Annotated in this window: 10 protein-coding genes and 1 tRNA gene; 3 read left to right on the top strand and 8 right to left on the bottom strand. The window is 57.1% G+C overall.

What is annotated here, in order from left to right; all coding sequences use genetic code 11:
- Nucleotides 1-69 precede the first annotated feature (69 nt).
- Nucleotides 70-1,935, top strand: coding sequence for a bifunctional glutathionylspermidine amidase/synthase (gss, locus tag USF70_RS12110; protein WP_320735663.1), 1,866 nt, complete (start codon nucleotides 70-72; stop codon nucleotides 1,933-1,935).
- A gap of 177 nt (nucleotides 1,936-2,112) precedes the next feature.
- On the opposite strand, the gene pgaD is transcribed toward gss, so the two are convergent.
- The 4 genes from pgaD to pgaA are packed head-to-tail and all read right to left on the bottom strand — an operon-like array spanning nucleotide 2,113 to nucleotide 8,252.
- The gene (gene pgaD / locus USF70_RS12105) at nucleotides 2,113-2,547 is read right to left on the bottom strand and encodes a poly-beta-1,6-N-acetyl-D-glucosamine biosynthesis protein PgaD (RefSeq protein WP_202771187.1); all 435 of its coding nucleotides are present in this window, start codon (nucleotides 2,545-2,547) and stop codon (nucleotides 2,113-2,115) included.
- Nucleotides 2,547-3,875 (bottom strand): poly-beta-1,6-N-acetyl-D-glucosamine synthase, encoded by a 1,329-nt coding sequence (gene pgaC, locus USF70_RS12100; protein WP_320735662.1) that lies wholly within the window; start codon nucleotides 3,873-3,875, stop codon nucleotides 2,547-2,549. Before pgaC ends, pgaD begins: the two co-directional genes overlap by 1 nt.
- Nucleotides 3,868-5,805, bottom strand: coding sequence for a poly-beta-1,6-N-acetyl-D-glucosamine N-deacetylase PgaB (gene pgaB, locus USF70_RS12095; protein WP_320735661.1), 1,938 nt, complete (start codon nucleotides 5,803-5,805; stop codon nucleotides 3,868-3,870). The genes pgaC and pgaB overlap by 8 nt, the downstream gene beginning before the upstream one ends.
- A gap of 8 nt (nucleotides 5,806-5,813) precedes the next feature.
- Entirely contained in the window at nucleotides 5,814-8,252 is a 2,439-nt protein-coding gene (pgaA, locus tag USF70_RS12090; RefSeq protein ID WP_320735660.1) for a poly-beta-1,6 N-acetyl-D-glucosamine export porin PgaA, read from the bottom strand.
- A gap of 672 nt (nucleotides 8,253-8,924) precedes the next feature.
- Here pgaA and USF70_RS12085 point away from each other — a divergent pair.
- Nucleotides 8,925-9,506, top strand: coding sequence for a helix-turn-helix transcriptional regulator (locus USF70_RS12085; protein ID WP_049015725.1), 582 nt, complete (start codon nucleotides 8,925-8,927; stop codon nucleotides 9,504-9,506).
- Here USF70_RS12085 and USF70_RS12080 read toward each other — a convergent pair.
- Nucleotides 9,507-9,582 (bottom strand) — tRNA-Phe (locus tag USF70_RS12080).
- A gap of 95 nt (nucleotides 9,583-9,677) precedes the next feature.
- Nucleotides 9,678-10,394 (bottom strand): DUF554 domain-containing protein, encoded by a 717-nt coding sequence (locus USF70_RS12075; protein ID WP_023309150.1) that lies wholly within the window; start codon nucleotides 10,392-10,394, stop codon nucleotides 9,678-9,680.
- Nucleotides 10,395-10,575: 181 nt separating this feature from the next.
- On the opposite strand from USF70_RS12075, the gene USF70_RS12070 reads away from it, so the two are divergent.
- The gene (locus tag USF70_RS12070) at nucleotides 10,576-12,711 is read left to right on the top strand and encodes an ornithine decarboxylase (protein ID WP_048979386.1); all 2,136 of its coding nucleotides are present in this window, start codon (nucleotides 10,576-10,578) and stop codon (nucleotides 12,709-12,711) included.
- A 55-nt stretch (nucleotides 12,712-12,766) separates the two neighbouring features.
- Here USF70_RS12070 and USF70_RS12065 read toward each other — a convergent pair whose 3' ends face one another.
- Together USF70_RS12065 and USF70_RS12060 are read right to left on the bottom strand one after the other, a co-directional pair.
- Complete coding sequence (locus USF70_RS12065; protein WP_023309148.1) at nucleotides 12,767-13,459, bottom strand: response regulator; 693 nt, start codon at nucleotides 13,457-13,459, stop codon at nucleotides 12,767-12,769.
- Complete coding sequence (locus USF70_RS12060) at nucleotides 13,449-15,074, bottom strand: sensor histidine kinase (protein WP_320735659.1); 1,626 nt, start codon at nucleotides 15,072-15,074, stop codon at nucleotides 13,449-13,451. Before USF70_RS12060 ends, USF70_RS12065 begins: the two co-directional genes overlap by 11 nt.
- Between the last annotated feature and the right edge of the window lie 86 nt (nucleotides 15,075-15,160).

The raw sequence follows: 15,160 nt of genomic DNA, 5'->3' as shown, positions 1-15,160 counted from the left end.
GTTAATTACAACGTGCAGACGACGACAACCCTTAAAAAAATTGCCGCCTGCCTGTTTTAGGTTGGATACATGCGTAAAGGAAAGTTAAGCAGTGATGCGCCATTCGGGACATTGTTAGGCTATGCGCCCGGTGGCGTGGCGATTTACTCTTCAAATTACGGCAGTCTGGACCCGCACAGCTACCCGGAAGACGCGGATTTTCGCAGCTATATCGGCAACGAATACATGGGCCACAAGTGGCAATGCGTTGAGTTTGCCCGCCGTTTCCTGTTTCTCAACTATGGCTTCGTGTTTACCGATGTCGGCATGGCGTGGGAAATCTTCTCCCTGCGCTTTTTGCGGCAGGTGGTGAACGATAACATTCTGCCCCTTCAGGCCTTTGCCAACGGCTCAAAACGCGCGCCGCGCGCCGGGGCGCTGCTGATCTGGCAAAAGGGCGGCGAGTTTCACGAGACCGGCCACGTGGCGGTGATCACCCAGCTTCTCGACGATAAGGTTCGAATTGCGGAGCAGAACGTGATTCACTCCCCGCTGCCGCTCGGGCAGCAGTGGACGCGCGAGCTGCGTCTGAGCGTGGAGAACGGGTGTTACACGATCCATGACACCTTCAACGACACGGAGATTCTCGGCTGGATGATCCAGACCGACGACGCGGAACACAGCATTCCCCAGCCGGAAATCGACGGCGAACTGCTGAAAATCAGCGGCGCGCGGCTGAAAAACAAACGTCAGTTCGACGGCAAATGGCTTAACGAAAATGACGCGCTGCAGCAGGCGTATATCCGCGCCAACGGCCATGTGATCAACAAAGATCCCTGCCAGTACTTCACCATTACCGAAAGCGCCGAGCAGGAGCTGATCAAGGCCACTAACGAACTGCACCTGATGTACCTGCACGCGACGGACAAGGTGCTGAAAGACGACAGCCTGCTGGCGCTTTTCGACATCCCGAAAATCCTCTGGCCGCGCCTGCGCCTCTCATGGCAGTGGCGTCGCCACCATATGATCACCGGTCGTATGGATTTCTGCATGGATGAGCGCGGCATTAAGGTTTACGAGTACAACGCCGACTCCGCCTCCTGCCATACCGAGGGCGGGCTGATTCTCGAAGAGTGGGTGAAAAACGGCTATCGCGGCAACGGGCATAACCCGGCGGAAGGGCTGCTGGAAGAGCTGACCGGGGCGTGGAAGCACAGCCACGCGCGGCCGTTCGTCCACATCATGCAGGACAACGATGTCGAAGAGGACTATCACGCGCTCTTTATTCAGCGTTCGCTGATGCAGGCCGGGTTCGAAACCAAAATCCTGCACGGGCTTGGCGCTCTGAGCTGGGATGCCGCCGGGCAGCTGATTGACGACGAAGGCCGCCACGTCAACTGCGTGTGGAAAACCTGGGCGTGGGAGACGGCGATTGAGCAGATCCGCGAGGTCAGCGAAACCGAATACGCCGCCGTACCGATCCGCACCGGACATCCCGAAGGTGAGGTACGCCTGATTGACGTCCTGCTGCGCCCGGAGGTGCTGGTCTTCGAACCGCTGTGGACCGTTATTCCCGGCAACAAGGCGATTCTCCCGGTTCTGTGGCAGCTGTTCCCGAATCACCGTTACCTGCTCGACACCGATTTTGAGGTTAACGACCTGCTGAAGCAGACCGGCTATGCCGTCAAGCCGATTGCCGGCCGCTGCGGCAGCAATATCGATCTCATCAGCGCCCAGGACGAACTGCTGGATAAATCCAGCGGCAAGTTTGTCGACCGCAAGAATATCTACCAGCAGCTGTGGTGCCTGCCGAAGGTCGACGGCAAGTACATACAGGTCTGCACCTTCACCGTGGGCGGGAACTACGGCGGAACCTGTCTGCGCGGCGATGACTCGCTGGTGGTGAAGAAAGAGAGCGATATCGAGCCGTTGATTGTGGTGAAGGACTCGCTATAAAAATCCCCCCGCAGGGCTGAGGATTGCCTACAAAATAATGCCTGCAAGGACGGCCCCCTCTCCCTTGAGGGAGAGGGCTGGGGTGAGGGGGAACATACGGCTCATGTCACGTTATATTCCTTGCTACAAAATACTGTGGATCCCTCAACCCGCAGCGTCTCCTGCGGGGGCTTTTCGCTACTGTTCTTCCTCTTCCTGCTGCTCGTTGATCTTCAGATCGATGATGCGGCCAATCTGATCGTGGTACACCGTCAGCAGGTTGTACTGGCTCATCTCGGAGATGATCTGCGGTGAGACGTTAAAGCTGCGGGCCAGCTCCTCCTGGTGAAAATAGCCCGGCTGGCGCCGCCTCACGTTGGCGCGACGGCGGTTGTACTGATACCACAAAATCAGCAGCCAGCCGTTGAGCGCGGCAAACAGCAGGTAGAGCAACACCGTATTAAAGGACGCGATAATCACGCTCCAGCGGTGGTCGCTCTCATCGGTTAGCTGCATCCACAGACGGGCATACAGGAAAAACAGAAATCCTCCCCATGCCACCAGCGTCAGCGCGGCATCAAAAAGACGCGGCAAGAGCCGATGCTCGGTCAAAATTAAGGTGTTTTCGTTCATTAAATGCTCCCTTTTCCCCGGTCCGGACTGATCCAGCGCGCGCGGGCGCGCTGGCGTTTAAGCATGACTTTTGGAAATGCGACGAGGGTGGTGAACAGGCCGATCATCCAGTACACCATCGGGAACCAGATCACCCAGAAAAGCGAGCTGGCCACTTTACGTTCATAGCGCCGCTCGATGTACAAGCTGACCAGGAACTGCAGCAGGCACATCACGCCCAGCAGCAGCCCGGTAAACTCCGGTGGAAAAAGGCTCTCCACGGTCAGCCTGGCGGGAACAGGCGCAACCTGGCTGAGGAGGAACAGCAGCACCGTCATCGCGTACGCGAAGGCCCACAGCGTTGACAGCGCGTACTCCAGAAACAGCGGCCACATGCGGTGATGCTCCCAGCGCACAATCCTGCGAAGGTTGACCAGAAACACCTCCGCGCCCCCCTGAGCCCAGCGCAGACGCTGTTTCCACAGGCCCCTCAGCGTCTCCGGCATCAGGATCCAGCACAGCGCCCGCGGCTCAAAAAAGATATCCCAGTGGCGCAGCTGAAGCTTCCAGCTGATGTCGATGTCTTCGGTGATCATGTCCGGACTCCAGTACCCGACGTCCGCCAGCGCCTGTCGGCGAAACGCGGCGATGACGCCGGAGACGGTAAAGACCCGGCCATAGATCCGCTGCGTCCGCTTGATGAGCCCAATAATGGATGAGAACTCGCCCACCTGAATGCGGCCAATCAGCGTGGAGCGCGTGCGAATGCGCGGATTGCCGGTAACCGCCCCGACGTGGGGGTACTGAATCAGCGGGGCCACCAGATAAGCGGCGGTATCGCGGTCAAGCAGGGCGTCGCCGTCAATGCAGACCAGCAGATCGCCCCGCGCCGCCGCTGCTCCGGCCTTGAGCGCCAGCGCTTTCCCCTGGTTCTCCGCGAGGTTAATCACCCGCAGGCGCGGCTGTTCCTGCGCCAGCGCCTGCAATACCTCCGCCGTGTTGTCAGAAGATCCGTCGTTGATGGCGATAACTTCTATATTTTCATACCGCTGATCCAGCGCAGCGCTGATGGTCTCCCGGGCATTTCGTCCCTCGTTGAAGCAGGGGATAAGAATGGAGATGAGCGGCTCACCGGCGAGCGTCGGGGCGGACGTGTCTTTATCCCACGACCAGTGGCGTTCAAGCTGAAACCAGAAATAGAGGCCGCCGGTTATCCAAAGTACCGACATGAACAGCGGCCAGAAGAACACAAAATCCAGAATCAGTTCGCCGGTAAAGAGGGCGGCCACGCCTAACGGCAACCCGAATACCAGACATAAAATAGAGAAGGCGATAATGCGATCAGTCATTGTCAGGGTACCAGTACGAAGAAAATTCAGGCCTGATGCGTGAGATATCAGGTTGGTTGTTGATGAAGTCGTCGGGGTAGTAACCGTAGTTTTTGACGCCGTTCAGCTGGAGCACGCGCATCCACTGCGCAAGCTGGCTGTCGGACACGGCGCGCTGCGGTTTCTGGTCCCAGTCCCTGGCCTGCAGCTCGAAAATGGTTTTATCAAGCGCGCCGGGGCGTGCGGCGACCGCGTTAACCAGACGCGTCAGCCAGGCATCGCTCTCGTCTGCCGGAACGGACTCCATCAGCGGCATGGCCATCGGCACCGTCCAGTCGTACTCCGCCAGAAAATCATCAAGATTCTGCGCGAACCACGCTTCGCTTTCGGGCTGCAGAATGGGTAGGGCGAACATATTGCGCGCGGTTTTTATCTGCGGGCCGCGGATATGCTTCACCGCCAGGCTCAGGGCGTGGGTAAACCCGATGAGCGTCTGGCTTTTCTGGCGCGTGGTGTTCTGACCGGCATCGTCCACGTCCGTCAGCGCCGCATCGTCATGGAACAAAATCCCGTTGAAGCTGGCATAGCGGGCCAGATCTTCATAGATGTCCGTCACCTGCTGGCGCACCTGCGGGTCCCACGGGGAGAGCCGGATATAGGGCTCGGTGGCTTCATGCAGCTGGCCGGTTTGACGATCCCGGCGCTGCACGCGCGGCAGGGAAGGATCGAGATCGAACGAGAGCACCGGCATCCACGCGAAGACTTTTACCCCGGCGCGGGTTTGCAGCTGCCAGGCGACAAAATTAAAGAGATCGGCCCGAACCGGCAGCCGACGGTTGGGGAAATAGAGCGCCTTGATCTTACCGTCGCCCTGCGGATCGGCAAACGCCTGCAGGAAAACATGGCTGATCTTCATGTCGTAAACCCGCTGGATCAGCCTGTTGATGTTTTGGGTCTGCTGGGCCGGATCGGGATCGTAAACGTAGTCGAGATCGACGTGCATGACGCGCACGGGATCGCGCTCCTGAACCTGGCTGACCGTGCTGGCAAACGCCTTGAGCGAGGGATTCCCGGCGATCAGCAGGCGGGGGATGTTGCCCAGATCCTGCACGTTCCCCAGCCCGTCCTCAAGGGTGAAGGCCAGCCGGTAACCCTGCTGTCTGGCGATAGCGAGCGACGTACCGCTGGCGGCGCCGTAGGGCCAGACCCAGGCGCGCGGCGCCTTGCCCGTCACCTGCGTGATTTTTTCAGTCACTTTGCGAACGTCATCGCCGATCCGCTGGTTGAACTGCTGGTCGGTTTCATAGCGACCCGTGGCTTTGTCATAAAAGCGGTTGGCGATGGCCGGCTCGCGGCTGCCCTGCGGGTTGGCCGGAATGCCGTAATGCGAGGCCCAGGTATGCGATCCGATCTCAATCAGCGGAGACTGGCTGAGCTCGCGCACCATGTCCCACGTCGCGAAGCGATCCCGGGGCGTCATCAGGCCGCCGAAATTAACTTTTTGATTCGCTGGCGTATCGACCCAACTGCCCACCGGCGCCCACAGCGCGGGGACGTTCCAGGCCTGAAGCAGCGGCCAGACGCGGGTGTAAAAGCTGCTGTAGCCGTCGTCAAAGCTGAGCAGAACGGCTTTTGGCGGCAGCGTTTTTTTCCCGTCATGCGCGTCAAGAATGTCCTGCACGCTGATGGCGTGGTAGCCGTTGTGCAGCAGCCAGCTTATCTGCTCGTTTAACGCGCTGGTGCGAACGGAGAGATAGCGCTGATCGGCGGCATCGTCTTCGACGTCGTGGTAGGCCAGGACCAGAAACTGGTTCTCCGGCCAGGGTTTACTCGCCTCCAGCTGCGGCCGATCTTTGGGCGCAATGAACGAGATCGCCTGCGCGCAGACATTTGCGCTGAGGCAGAGCCAGCCGAGGAGTATCAGGCTCACGGAAAAACGTGTGTTCAGCATATTCATCCTTAAAAGCGTAAAGTCGCGTCAAACGTGACGGAGAGATTGCTCTCGCGTTTGCCGTCGTAAGGGCGTTTACCCCAGTTCAGCATCACGCCGGTATCAATAACGTTGTTCCACTGAACGCGCTGTCCGTAACCCAGCAGGGCGATGGCGCCAGCGGACTGATTTTTCTGCCAGTAGCTGCCGCCTCCGACCACGAACTGCTGGCTCCAGAGGGTGTCGTAATGTCGGTACATTTCATGGTCAACGGCCAGGGCAGCCGTCACGGACAGATCCCGCGCCGGGTTGTAGTAGAGCGTGTCGCGCAGGCTGTTTTTACTGGCGGCGATCCCCGGCTCGAGATCCAGCGTCAGGGACGGGGTCTGCCAGAGACGCTCCTTGCCCGTGAGGGTGTATTCCTGGCGGCGGTTATGATCGGAGAAGCGGCTGAGGGCGGCGCTGAACTGGTACTCACGCCGCTCGTTTTGATACCAGCGCACCCCGCCTTCACCCCGGTTGGCGCTAATACCGTTGCGTAACGCCCGAAGGGGCGTAGTGCGCGACAGGCGTTCCAGGCTGCCGCTGACCTGCCAGCTATCGTTCACAAAGTACGTTGTTGCGAGGCGAGCGCCCGGCTTGTTTTCGCCGTGATAGCGGTTGCTGGAAAGCTCGGCTTCGAGCTGGAGGTCGCGTGGTCGCCACTCGACGCCGCCCAAAAGGTGACGGCTGGTGCCTTTGCCTTCATCGAAATTACTCTGCGCGTAGCGGGTACCCGCAAACAGCCGCCAGCTGTCCGCTACGGGTGGGCCATAGAGCGTGGCGTCCCAGCTCAGGTCGTGCGTCCCGCTGACGGGGCTATCGGAGTGCAAACCCTTGCTCGCGTTGAGGCGCAGCTCGGACATGTGGTGGACCGTCCTGAGCCTGTCGAGACGCCTGGCGCTGCGGTCGGCAGGCGCGCGGGCAAGCACGTCGTCGGCCAGTAAATCCATCTGTCGCCACTCCTGTAGATCCATCGCGACGTAAGCCTGCTGTTGCTCTAGCTCTGTATTGGACGGCTCCAGCGCCTCCGCCTTTTTCAGCGTTTGCTCGGCCGCACGCGGCAGGCCCCGCGCCTGAAGCAGGGTGGCGTAGTCAATCTGTAATCCCTGATTGCCCGGCGCCGTTGTCGCCAGACGGTGCGCCAGCTTTTCGGCTTCCGGCAGCGCATTCGTTGCCAGCAAATAGTTAAAGCGGAGCGACTGTCCGGTAAGCCACCGATCGTTCGGCTGAGGGGTAGGGGAGCCGAAATCGTAGCGGGTCCACGGGACGCTGCGGGTCTGGCGCTCAGCATATCGGCGGGCGGATTGATAATCTCCCGTATCCAGCCAGGCGTAGAAAAGCGCGTGCTCCTCGTCCTGCGGATCGGAAGCGTATTGCGGATAGCGTTGCAGAAGCGCGAAGGCGGCGGCAGCGTTTTGCTCCTGCAGATACGCGGAAATCACCCAGCCGATGGCCCAGCCCGGCACCGGATGCTGGGCTGCCGTAAGAGCCTGATATTCGCTAATCACCCGTGGGTAATCAGCATGGGCGTAAAGCGCGCCAAGCCTGTCGATACGCGCCAGGACGACGTCTTCCGCCGCCTGCGGATCGTTTTGCCAGCGGGAAAGCAGGGCGTCGTAACGATTCAGCGCGGTTTGCGCAAGCTGCAGGCGCTCCTTTTCTGTTCTGCCTGGCACATCGGCAAGGCGAACCCGTTCTGCAGCGGCATTACGCTCAAGACGGCGACGCTCCGCGGGGGACAGCGTGACGCTTTGTGAAAGCTGCAGCGCGGGGGTGTTCACCCGGCTATCCGTTAGCGCGTCGATCAGCTCGCTGAGGAGCGCTTTATTCTCAGGCGCGATATTCAGCGCGCGCGTGTCTGCCAGAAGCCGATCCCAGCTTTTTCCCTGGCGTAACCAGACATACGAGAGCGTCTCAAGATGTGCCTGAGAAGGATTTTCCGCTACCAGCCGTTGGGCTTCCTGCAGGGCAAGCGTGTCCATGCGGGCATCGGCGAGAGTTTTTATGTAGCCGATACGATACTCGTCGTTGTCCGGCGCAAGGCTACGCGCCTCTTTCCAGCGCGCCAGGGCTGGCTGCCAGGCTTTTTTATTCCGCCAGGATTGCGCGACGGCAGCAACGCCGCGGGCGGGCAGCGGCATATAAATACCGTAACGCTGCCAGACCTGAATAACCTCGTCATCATGACCTGCCCAGGACGCAACCTGTAACCAGTCCGCAACGTGTTCTGGCGTCAGGGCATGCTGCTGCTGATAACGCTGAAGATAATCGAGAAACGGCGAGTAATTACCGTTACGCGCCTGTTGAATCTGTTGCTCATAAACGGATTCAGTCGCCTGAGCCAGAACAGGAAAGAGGAATAACAGAAACAATAATGTTGGGGCGCGATAAAAGAATAACGTATTGAAGCGAAGCGATCTTTCCATATCTATTTGCCATTTGTTTATCATGAATCCATTGCATAACACGGCCGCCTTTAAACTCAGGGTTAAAGGCCATAAATGAGAACATTAAATCTGAATGCAGTGATGTTACGGGATACTTACCTAAAGGTAATTATGGATCCTTATGTCAGTGGACTGGGTGAAAGCTAATGTACACCTGATATGTTGCCGGATAAATATGTTGAAATGGGGCTGTGTTGTTTTGAGATAATTCTGTATCGAGTGGTTTTTGGCGGTTTTATTGAAATGATTGTTTATTTGTAACTGATTGATGTATTGGTATTTTATTTATATTGTGACAGCTTTGTATATATTTTTAATGTGGTTTACCTGCCTCAATTAAAGTACTTTCTGGTGCATGTTTGGGAAGTTTCATGACAAAAACTCTTAATGTTTAGAGAAGTGACTTTTCTGCGATTGTTTTTTATTTATAATTAATGGCAGCCATTGAATGATAGTCTACAGGAAGTCTTACTCATCAATGTCTGTATTGAGGGATGTCCAAAGCCAGAATACATTTATCGTTAATATAACAGCGCTATAAAACGAAGGCGGCCTTCTTTGCGAGGGATCGTGCTTGCTTTAATCTAAAAGGGATGGTTAGTGGCAACTTCAATTGTTTTAGTGACTCAGGATCGCTACCTTGTCAGAGGGATGCGGATATTTTTCCCGGATATTATCCTGCTCGACTCGATTGACAGAAACATATTTGATAACGGTGCAGATGAATATTCTGTATTGATTGATAGTCGTTCTCCGCTCCGTTTATATGATTACCTGATACGCCATCCGGCCAGAACGAAAAAAACAATCTGCTGCGTTATGCTCGATATGCGACACCGCGAGGAGAATCTGCTCAGTATGAAGTTATTTATGAACACGTCGCTGACCGCGCCGGATATGGCGTCGTTATTTAACCTGGTGCTCAATATGAAGGGCAGGCGCCTGACCACGAAGTGGCTGCTTAACTTACGGCTTAGCACGCACGAAGCGATCATGCTGCGGCTGCTGAGGGCAGGGATGCCGATGGAAGCCATTGCCGATGAGCTGAATACGTCGGTGAAAAGCCTCTATCGTAAACGAACGGCTCTCTCGGAACGCCTGGGGGCGGAGAACTTCAACGAGGCGTGTTTGTTTATCTTTAAAAACAAACTGCTGGACGCAGGTGGGAACGATCCCTGGGGTGGGGAGAAACCAAAAGCAAAAACCCGCCACGAGGGCGGGTTCTTTAAATAGTGGTGCCCGGACTCGGAATCGAACCAAGGACACGGGGATTTTCAATCCCCTGCTCTACCGACTGAGCTATCCGGGCAACGGGGCGCATTAAACCCGATCTGCCCCGTGGCGTCAACGAAAAATGTTGTTTTCGTTACAGACTGCGCAATCTCTCACCATTTCGCCGCATCCTTAAGCGAAAAAGTGCGTCCAGAGCGCGGAGAGCGGCATGGCGAGCAGCAGTGCGGGCAGCATGTTCACCACGGCAAACATCTTAATCCCACAGATGCGCAGCCCGGTCGCCAACAGCAGCAGGCCGCCGACGGCGGTAAAGTCTGCCATCATTGCCGGCGTGGTGAGCGGGAGAATCAACGTGGCGCAGGTGGCGAGTGCCAGCTGAATTAGCAGCATCGGCACGGAAATCGCGGCAACGGCAACGCCGAGCGTGGTGGCAAAAATAGTGGCCGTAAAGAAATCAAGAAATGCCTTCGCAATCAAAATGCTTGGGTCGCCCGTCATCCCCTCCTGCATCGAACCGAAAATCCCGGTGCCGCTGGCGCAAAACAGAATGATGATGGCGACATAGTTTTGAATAAACGACTCGTGCGTACCGTGTTTCGCCTTGCCGCCCGGTCGGGCAATCAGGTTTTTGGCTTTACTCACCGCGCTGTTAATGCCTTTTTCCAGATAGCAGAACTCGCCAATCAGCGCGCCGAGCAGGGTGGCCAGCACCATCACCGGCAGGTTGGCGCATTTGATCACGAGAAGAATACCGATCCCTAACGATGCCAGGCCGAATATCGAGGGCATGGAGGTGCGAATACGCTCCGGCAACCGCTGGCTCAGAACGGCGCCGAGTACGCCGCCCAGCAATACGGCGCCTGCGTTAATAAATGGCCCGATAACCAAAGTTAACTCCTGTTATTTAATCATTGATATTGCATTATTATGGCACGGCAGGGCCGCGCGGGCCTTAGCTTTGGTTGATTTCGTGCATACTGATTCCTTCTTGCACCTCAAAATAAAAGGTGACATTATTGCGCGAATTTTCTCCTCCCTGTCTCACCGCCCGGTGAGGGTAACTGCGCCTATGAAAACCATGAAAATTGCCGTCAGCCGCGAGCTGCTCTCCACTGTGTCTACGCACCGCGAAAAGGTGACGCTGGACAGCACTGATTTTACCGATGTGGCGGCCGTCGTCATCACAACAGCTGAAAGTCGCAGCGGCATTCTTGCACTGCTGAAACGCACGGGCTTTCATTTACCGGTGTTTATTTTCTCGCAGGAGCCAACGGACGTACCCGACGGCGCCACCGCGGTCATCTCGGGTAAAGCTCAGGAGTTTCTGGAACTGGAGAGCGCTGCCAGCCGCTACGAAGAGAACCTGCTGCCGCCCTTTTTTGATACCCTGAGCCAGTATGTGGAGATGGGCAACAGCACTTTCGCCTGTCCGGGCCACCAGCACGGGGCATTTTTCAAAAAACACCCGGCAGGGCGACAGTTCTATGATTTCTTCGGTGAAAACGTGTTTCGCGCCGACATGTGCAACGCCGACGTGAAGCTGGGCGATCTGCTGATCCACGAAGGGTCCGCCAAGCACGCGCAAAAGTTCGCGGCGAAAGTGTTCAACGCGGACAAAACCTACTTCGTGCTGAACGGCACCTCAGCGGCCAATAAGGTGGTGACCAACGCGCTGCTGACCCGCGGCGACCTGGTGCTGTTCGATCGCAATAACCATAAGTCTAACCACCACGGGGCGCTGATCCAGGCGGGCGCCACGCCGGTTTATCTTGAGGCCGCGCGTAACCCGTTTGGCTTTATTGGCGGAATTGACGACCACTGCTTTGACGATGCCTATCTGCGGGATCTTATCCGTGAAGCGGCGCCGGAGAAGGCCGACGAGGCGCGCCCGTTCCGCCTGGCGATCATTCAGCTTGGCACTTACGACGGGACGATCTACAACGCCCGCCAGGTGATCGACAAGATCGGTCATCTCTGCGACTACATCCTCTTTGACTCCGCATGGGTGGGTTACGAGCAGTTTATTCCGATGATGGCGGAAACGTCCCCGCTCTTGCTGGAATTGAACGAGAACGATCCGGGAATTTTCGTGACCCAGTCGGTGCATAAACAGCAGGCCGGGTTCTCGCAAACGTCGCAGATCCATAAAAAGGATAACCACATTCGCGGTCAGGCGCGTTTCTGTCCGCACAAGCGGCTGAACAACGCGTTTATGCTGCATGCCTCCACCAGCCCGTTTTATCCGCTGTTTGCAGCGCTGGATGTGAATGCCAAGATCCACGAAGGTGAAAGCGGACGCAGGCTGTGGGCGGAGTGCGTCGAGCTGGGGATTGAAGCGCGCAAGGCGATCATTGCGAATTGCCATATGATCAAACCGTTTATCCCACCGGTGGTGGCGGGCCGGCCGTGGCAGGATCATCCGACGCACGCCATTGCCAGCGAGCTGCGCTTCTTCAGCTTTGAGCCGGGGGCCAAATGGCACGGCTTTGAGGGCTATGCCCGCGAGCAGTACTTTGTCGACCCGTGCAAGCTCCTGCTGACCACGCCGGGTATCGATGCTGAAACCGGGGAGTACACGGATTTCGGGATCCCGGCGACGATTCTGGCGCACTACCTGCGCGAAAACGGCATCGTGCCGGAGAAATGCGACCTCAATTCGATCCTGTTCCTGCTGACGCCTGCCGAAAGCAGCGAGAAGCTGGCGCAGCTGGTGGCGATGCTGGGCCAGTTCGAACAGCATATTGAAGACGATACGCCGCTGGCGGACGTGCTGCCGACGATCTTCCAGAAATACCCGGTGCGCTACCGGGATTACACCCTCCGCCAGCTGTGCCAGGAGATGCACGATCTCTACGTCAGCTTTGACGTGAAGGATCTGCAGAAGGCGATGTTCCGCAAGGAGAGCCTGCCTGAGGTAGTGATGAACCCGCAGGATGCGAACCGGGCCTATATTCGCGGTGACGTGGAGCTGGTTCGCATACGTGATGCCGCAGGGCGCATTGCTGCCGAAGGGGCGCTGCCCTATCCGCCGGGCGTGCTGTGCGTGGTGCCGGGTGAGGTCTGGGGCGGGGCGGTACAGCGTTACTTCCTCGCGCTGGAGGAGGGCATCAACCTGCTGCCGGGCTTCTCGCCGGAGCTGCAGGGGGTTTACAGCGAGAAGGATGCCGACGGGATTAAGCGGCTGTATGGGTATGTATTGAGATAGTGCGGGCTGTTGCCCCTTACCCTAACCCTCTCCCACAGGGAGAGGGAACGTTTCATCAAACCGCACTACGCTTGTACATCCTCCTCGGATGCCCAATCTTGCCGTACAGCATCTCCACCGTCAGAAAACCCGCCTCCACGCAGTGCTCCAGATAGCGCCGGGTGGTGGTTTTGCTTAATCCGGTTTCGCTCACCACCTCATCCACGGTAAAGCAGTGCGTTGCCTTGTCGTTGAACAGCGTCTGCACCCGCGCCAGCGTATTTTCCTCAATGCCTTTACTGCCGTTGTCCAGGCGGTAGTTTTTCGCCTGGAGCTGATACAGCGAATCCACGTTCTGCTGGTCGACAATCTTCCAGACGCGCTGCTGTTCCGCAAACTGCACGAACCGCTCCAGCGACTGGCTGAGCCGCTTCCAGGAGACGGGTTTGAGGATGTAGTCGAACGCGCCGTTGCGAATCGCCTGGCTGCAGGTGTCCATATCGCTGGCGGCAGTAATAAAAATCACCGAGCAGTTGGCGCGGGCCAGCATGGGGTTATTGATAAGCGAGATGCCTTTGCCGTCCGGCAGGTAGTTATCCAGCAGCATCAGCTGCGGCTGTTTGCTTTCAAGCTCTGCCTGGGCCGCAGCCAGCGACGAGGCAATGCCCACCAGCCTCAGACGCGGGTGTTTGCCTATCAGCTCTGCGTGCAGTTGCGCCAGTTCGTTCTCGTCTTCAACAATCAGTACGTCGATAAGTTCATGTTGCATAGTCGGTGTCTTCCAGTTGCCGGGCGATTCCCGTGGCCGGGATAAACAAGGAGAAAATGGCGCCGCGTGGCGTATTATCGGCAACTTCTATCGCGCCGCCAGCCTGTGTGACGTAGCTTTCGATCAGATACAGGCCAATCCCATGATCGCCGCGCGTTTTGGTGGTGATGCCGCGTTCAAAGATCCGGTCACGCATCTCCGGTGTAATGCCAACGCCCTGGTCGGCGACTTCAATAATCAGCTCCTGTTCGCTGAGTTTTATCAGCACTTCTACCGGCGCGTGGGGAAGCGACGACCGCTGTGTTGCTTCGATGGCGTTATCCAACAGGTTGCCAATAATTGAAATCAGCTCTTGCTCCCCAAGGGGCAGGAAGGGTCTGTCCAGCCGACAGCCCGGGTCGAAACACAGCTCTACGCCTTTCTCCCGCGCGCGGGCGGCTTTCCCCAGCAGCAGGCCGCACAGGGTTGGGGAACTGAAGCGCGAAGAGATAAAGTCCAGCAGCTCCTGGGCATGTTCCGACTGCGCCTGAATGTAGCCAATGGCTTCCTCATAGCGGCCCATGTGCAGCAGGCCGGAGAGGGTGGTCATCCTGTTTAACTGCTCGTGGCGCATAATGCGCAGGTTATCGACATAGCGTTTTACCTGGCTGAGCTGGGCGCTCAGCGAGTCGATCTCGTTGCGATCGCGGAAGGTGATCACCCAGCCCTGCAGCGACCCCTCAAGCATGATGTGCACCCGGCTGGCAATCACCGTGAGATCGTTAAAACGACAAATCTCGTCATGGGTATCTTTCGCCAGCATCGTCTGCGTGTCGAAGAACGGGACCGGATCGATCACCTGGCTTATCAGCTGTCCGCGCAGCTCGCGGGCCGGCTGGCTCAGGCCCAGCAGCTTGCGCGCCGCCTGGTTGATGACTTCAATCCGCCGCCGATCGTCAATGGCAATCACGCCTTCATAAATAGACTCCATCATTGCCTTCTGCTGGCGCACCAGCAGGCCGATCTCGCGCGGCTCAAGGGAGAAGATCTGCTTCTTGATGCTGCGGGTAAAGAACCAGGAGAAGATAAAGAGAGCGATCAGCAGCAGCACGGCGGCAATCAGGATATTAACCACTTTGCTGACGGTAATGGTATCAAGGTAGCTGGTCAGATAGCCTACCGAAACAATGCCGACCACCTGTCCGGCGGCGTTGAAGATGGGGGCTTTACTGCGCAGCGAAATGCCCAGCCCGCCTTTGCGAATGGTGGTGGTGCTTTTACCCTGCAATACGGCTTCATTGTCTCCGCCAACCAGGGTTGTGCCCACTCTGTCGGCAAAGACGGAGTGAAAAAGATGCTGCCCCTTATTATCACCAATCACAATAAAGCTGGCGTCACTGTGCGCAGAAATCTTCTGCATAAAATCATGGATGGCGCTGATATTCTTTTGTTCAACTTCATTACGCAATGTCGGAATAAGCGCAATCTCTTCAGCCTGTATTTTGGCACGCGTACTCATTTCCTGATAAAGCTGTTTCCCGACGTCGGCATAATAATATCCGCCCAGCAGCGCGAAAAGCACCGAGAAAAAGGCAACCAGCGAAATAAACAGCTTAATCTGGAAAGAAACTTTCATAACTATCACGCGAGGTAGCAGCAAAGATCGCCAATATATCATCTTTTTTCGCGCTGACGCCCGCTTTGCCGAAAACTTGTGATCCC

It is taken from the genome of Enterobacter sp. 237C8, assembly GCF_034106865.1.
GTDB lineage: Bacteria > Pseudomonadota > Gammaproteobacteria > Enterobacterales > Enterobacteriaceae > Enterobacter > Enterobacter asburiae_B.
This window is presented reverse-complemented; position numbering and strand designations above follow the sequence as displayed.

What these genes read in the sequence shown, in the direction of transcription:
- gss (WP_320735663.1), top strand. Translation starts at nt 70, where the DNA reads ATGCGTAAAGGAAAGTTAAGCAGTGATGCGCCATTCGGGACATTGTTA.
- pgaD (WP_202771187.1), bottom strand. Translation starts at nt 2,547, where the DNA reads ATGAACGAAAACACCTTAATTTTGACCGAGCATCGGCTCTTGCCGCGT.
- pgaC (WP_320735662.1), bottom strand. Translation starts at nt 3,875, where the DNA reads ATGACTGATCGCATTATCGCCTTCTCTATTTTATGTCTGGTATTCGGG.
- pgaB (WP_320735661.1), bottom strand. Translation starts at nt 5,805, where the DNA reads ATGCTGAACACACGTTTTTCCGTGAGCCTGATACTCCTCGGCTGGCTC.
- pgaA (WP_320735660.1), bottom strand. Translation starts at nt 8,252, where the DNA reads ATGGAAAGATCGCTTCGCTTCAATACGTTATTCTTTTATCGCGCCCCA.
- USF70_RS12085 (WP_049015725.1), top strand. Translation starts at nt 8,925, where the DNA reads ATGCGGATATTTTTCCCGGATATTATCCTGCTCGACTCGATTGACAGA.
- USF70_RS12070 (WP_048979386.1), top strand. Translation starts at nt 10,576, where the DNA reads ATGAAAACCATGAAAATTGCCGTCAGCCGCGAGCTGCTCTCCACTGTG.
- USF70_RS12065 (WP_023309148.1), bottom strand. Translation starts at nt 13,459, where the DNA reads ATGCAACATGAACTTATCGACGTACTGATTGTTGAAGACGAGAACGAA.
- USF70_RS12060 (WP_320735659.1), bottom strand. Translation starts at nt 15,074, where the DNA reads ATGAAAGTTTCTTTCCAGATTAAGCTGTTTATTTCGCTGGTTGCCTTT.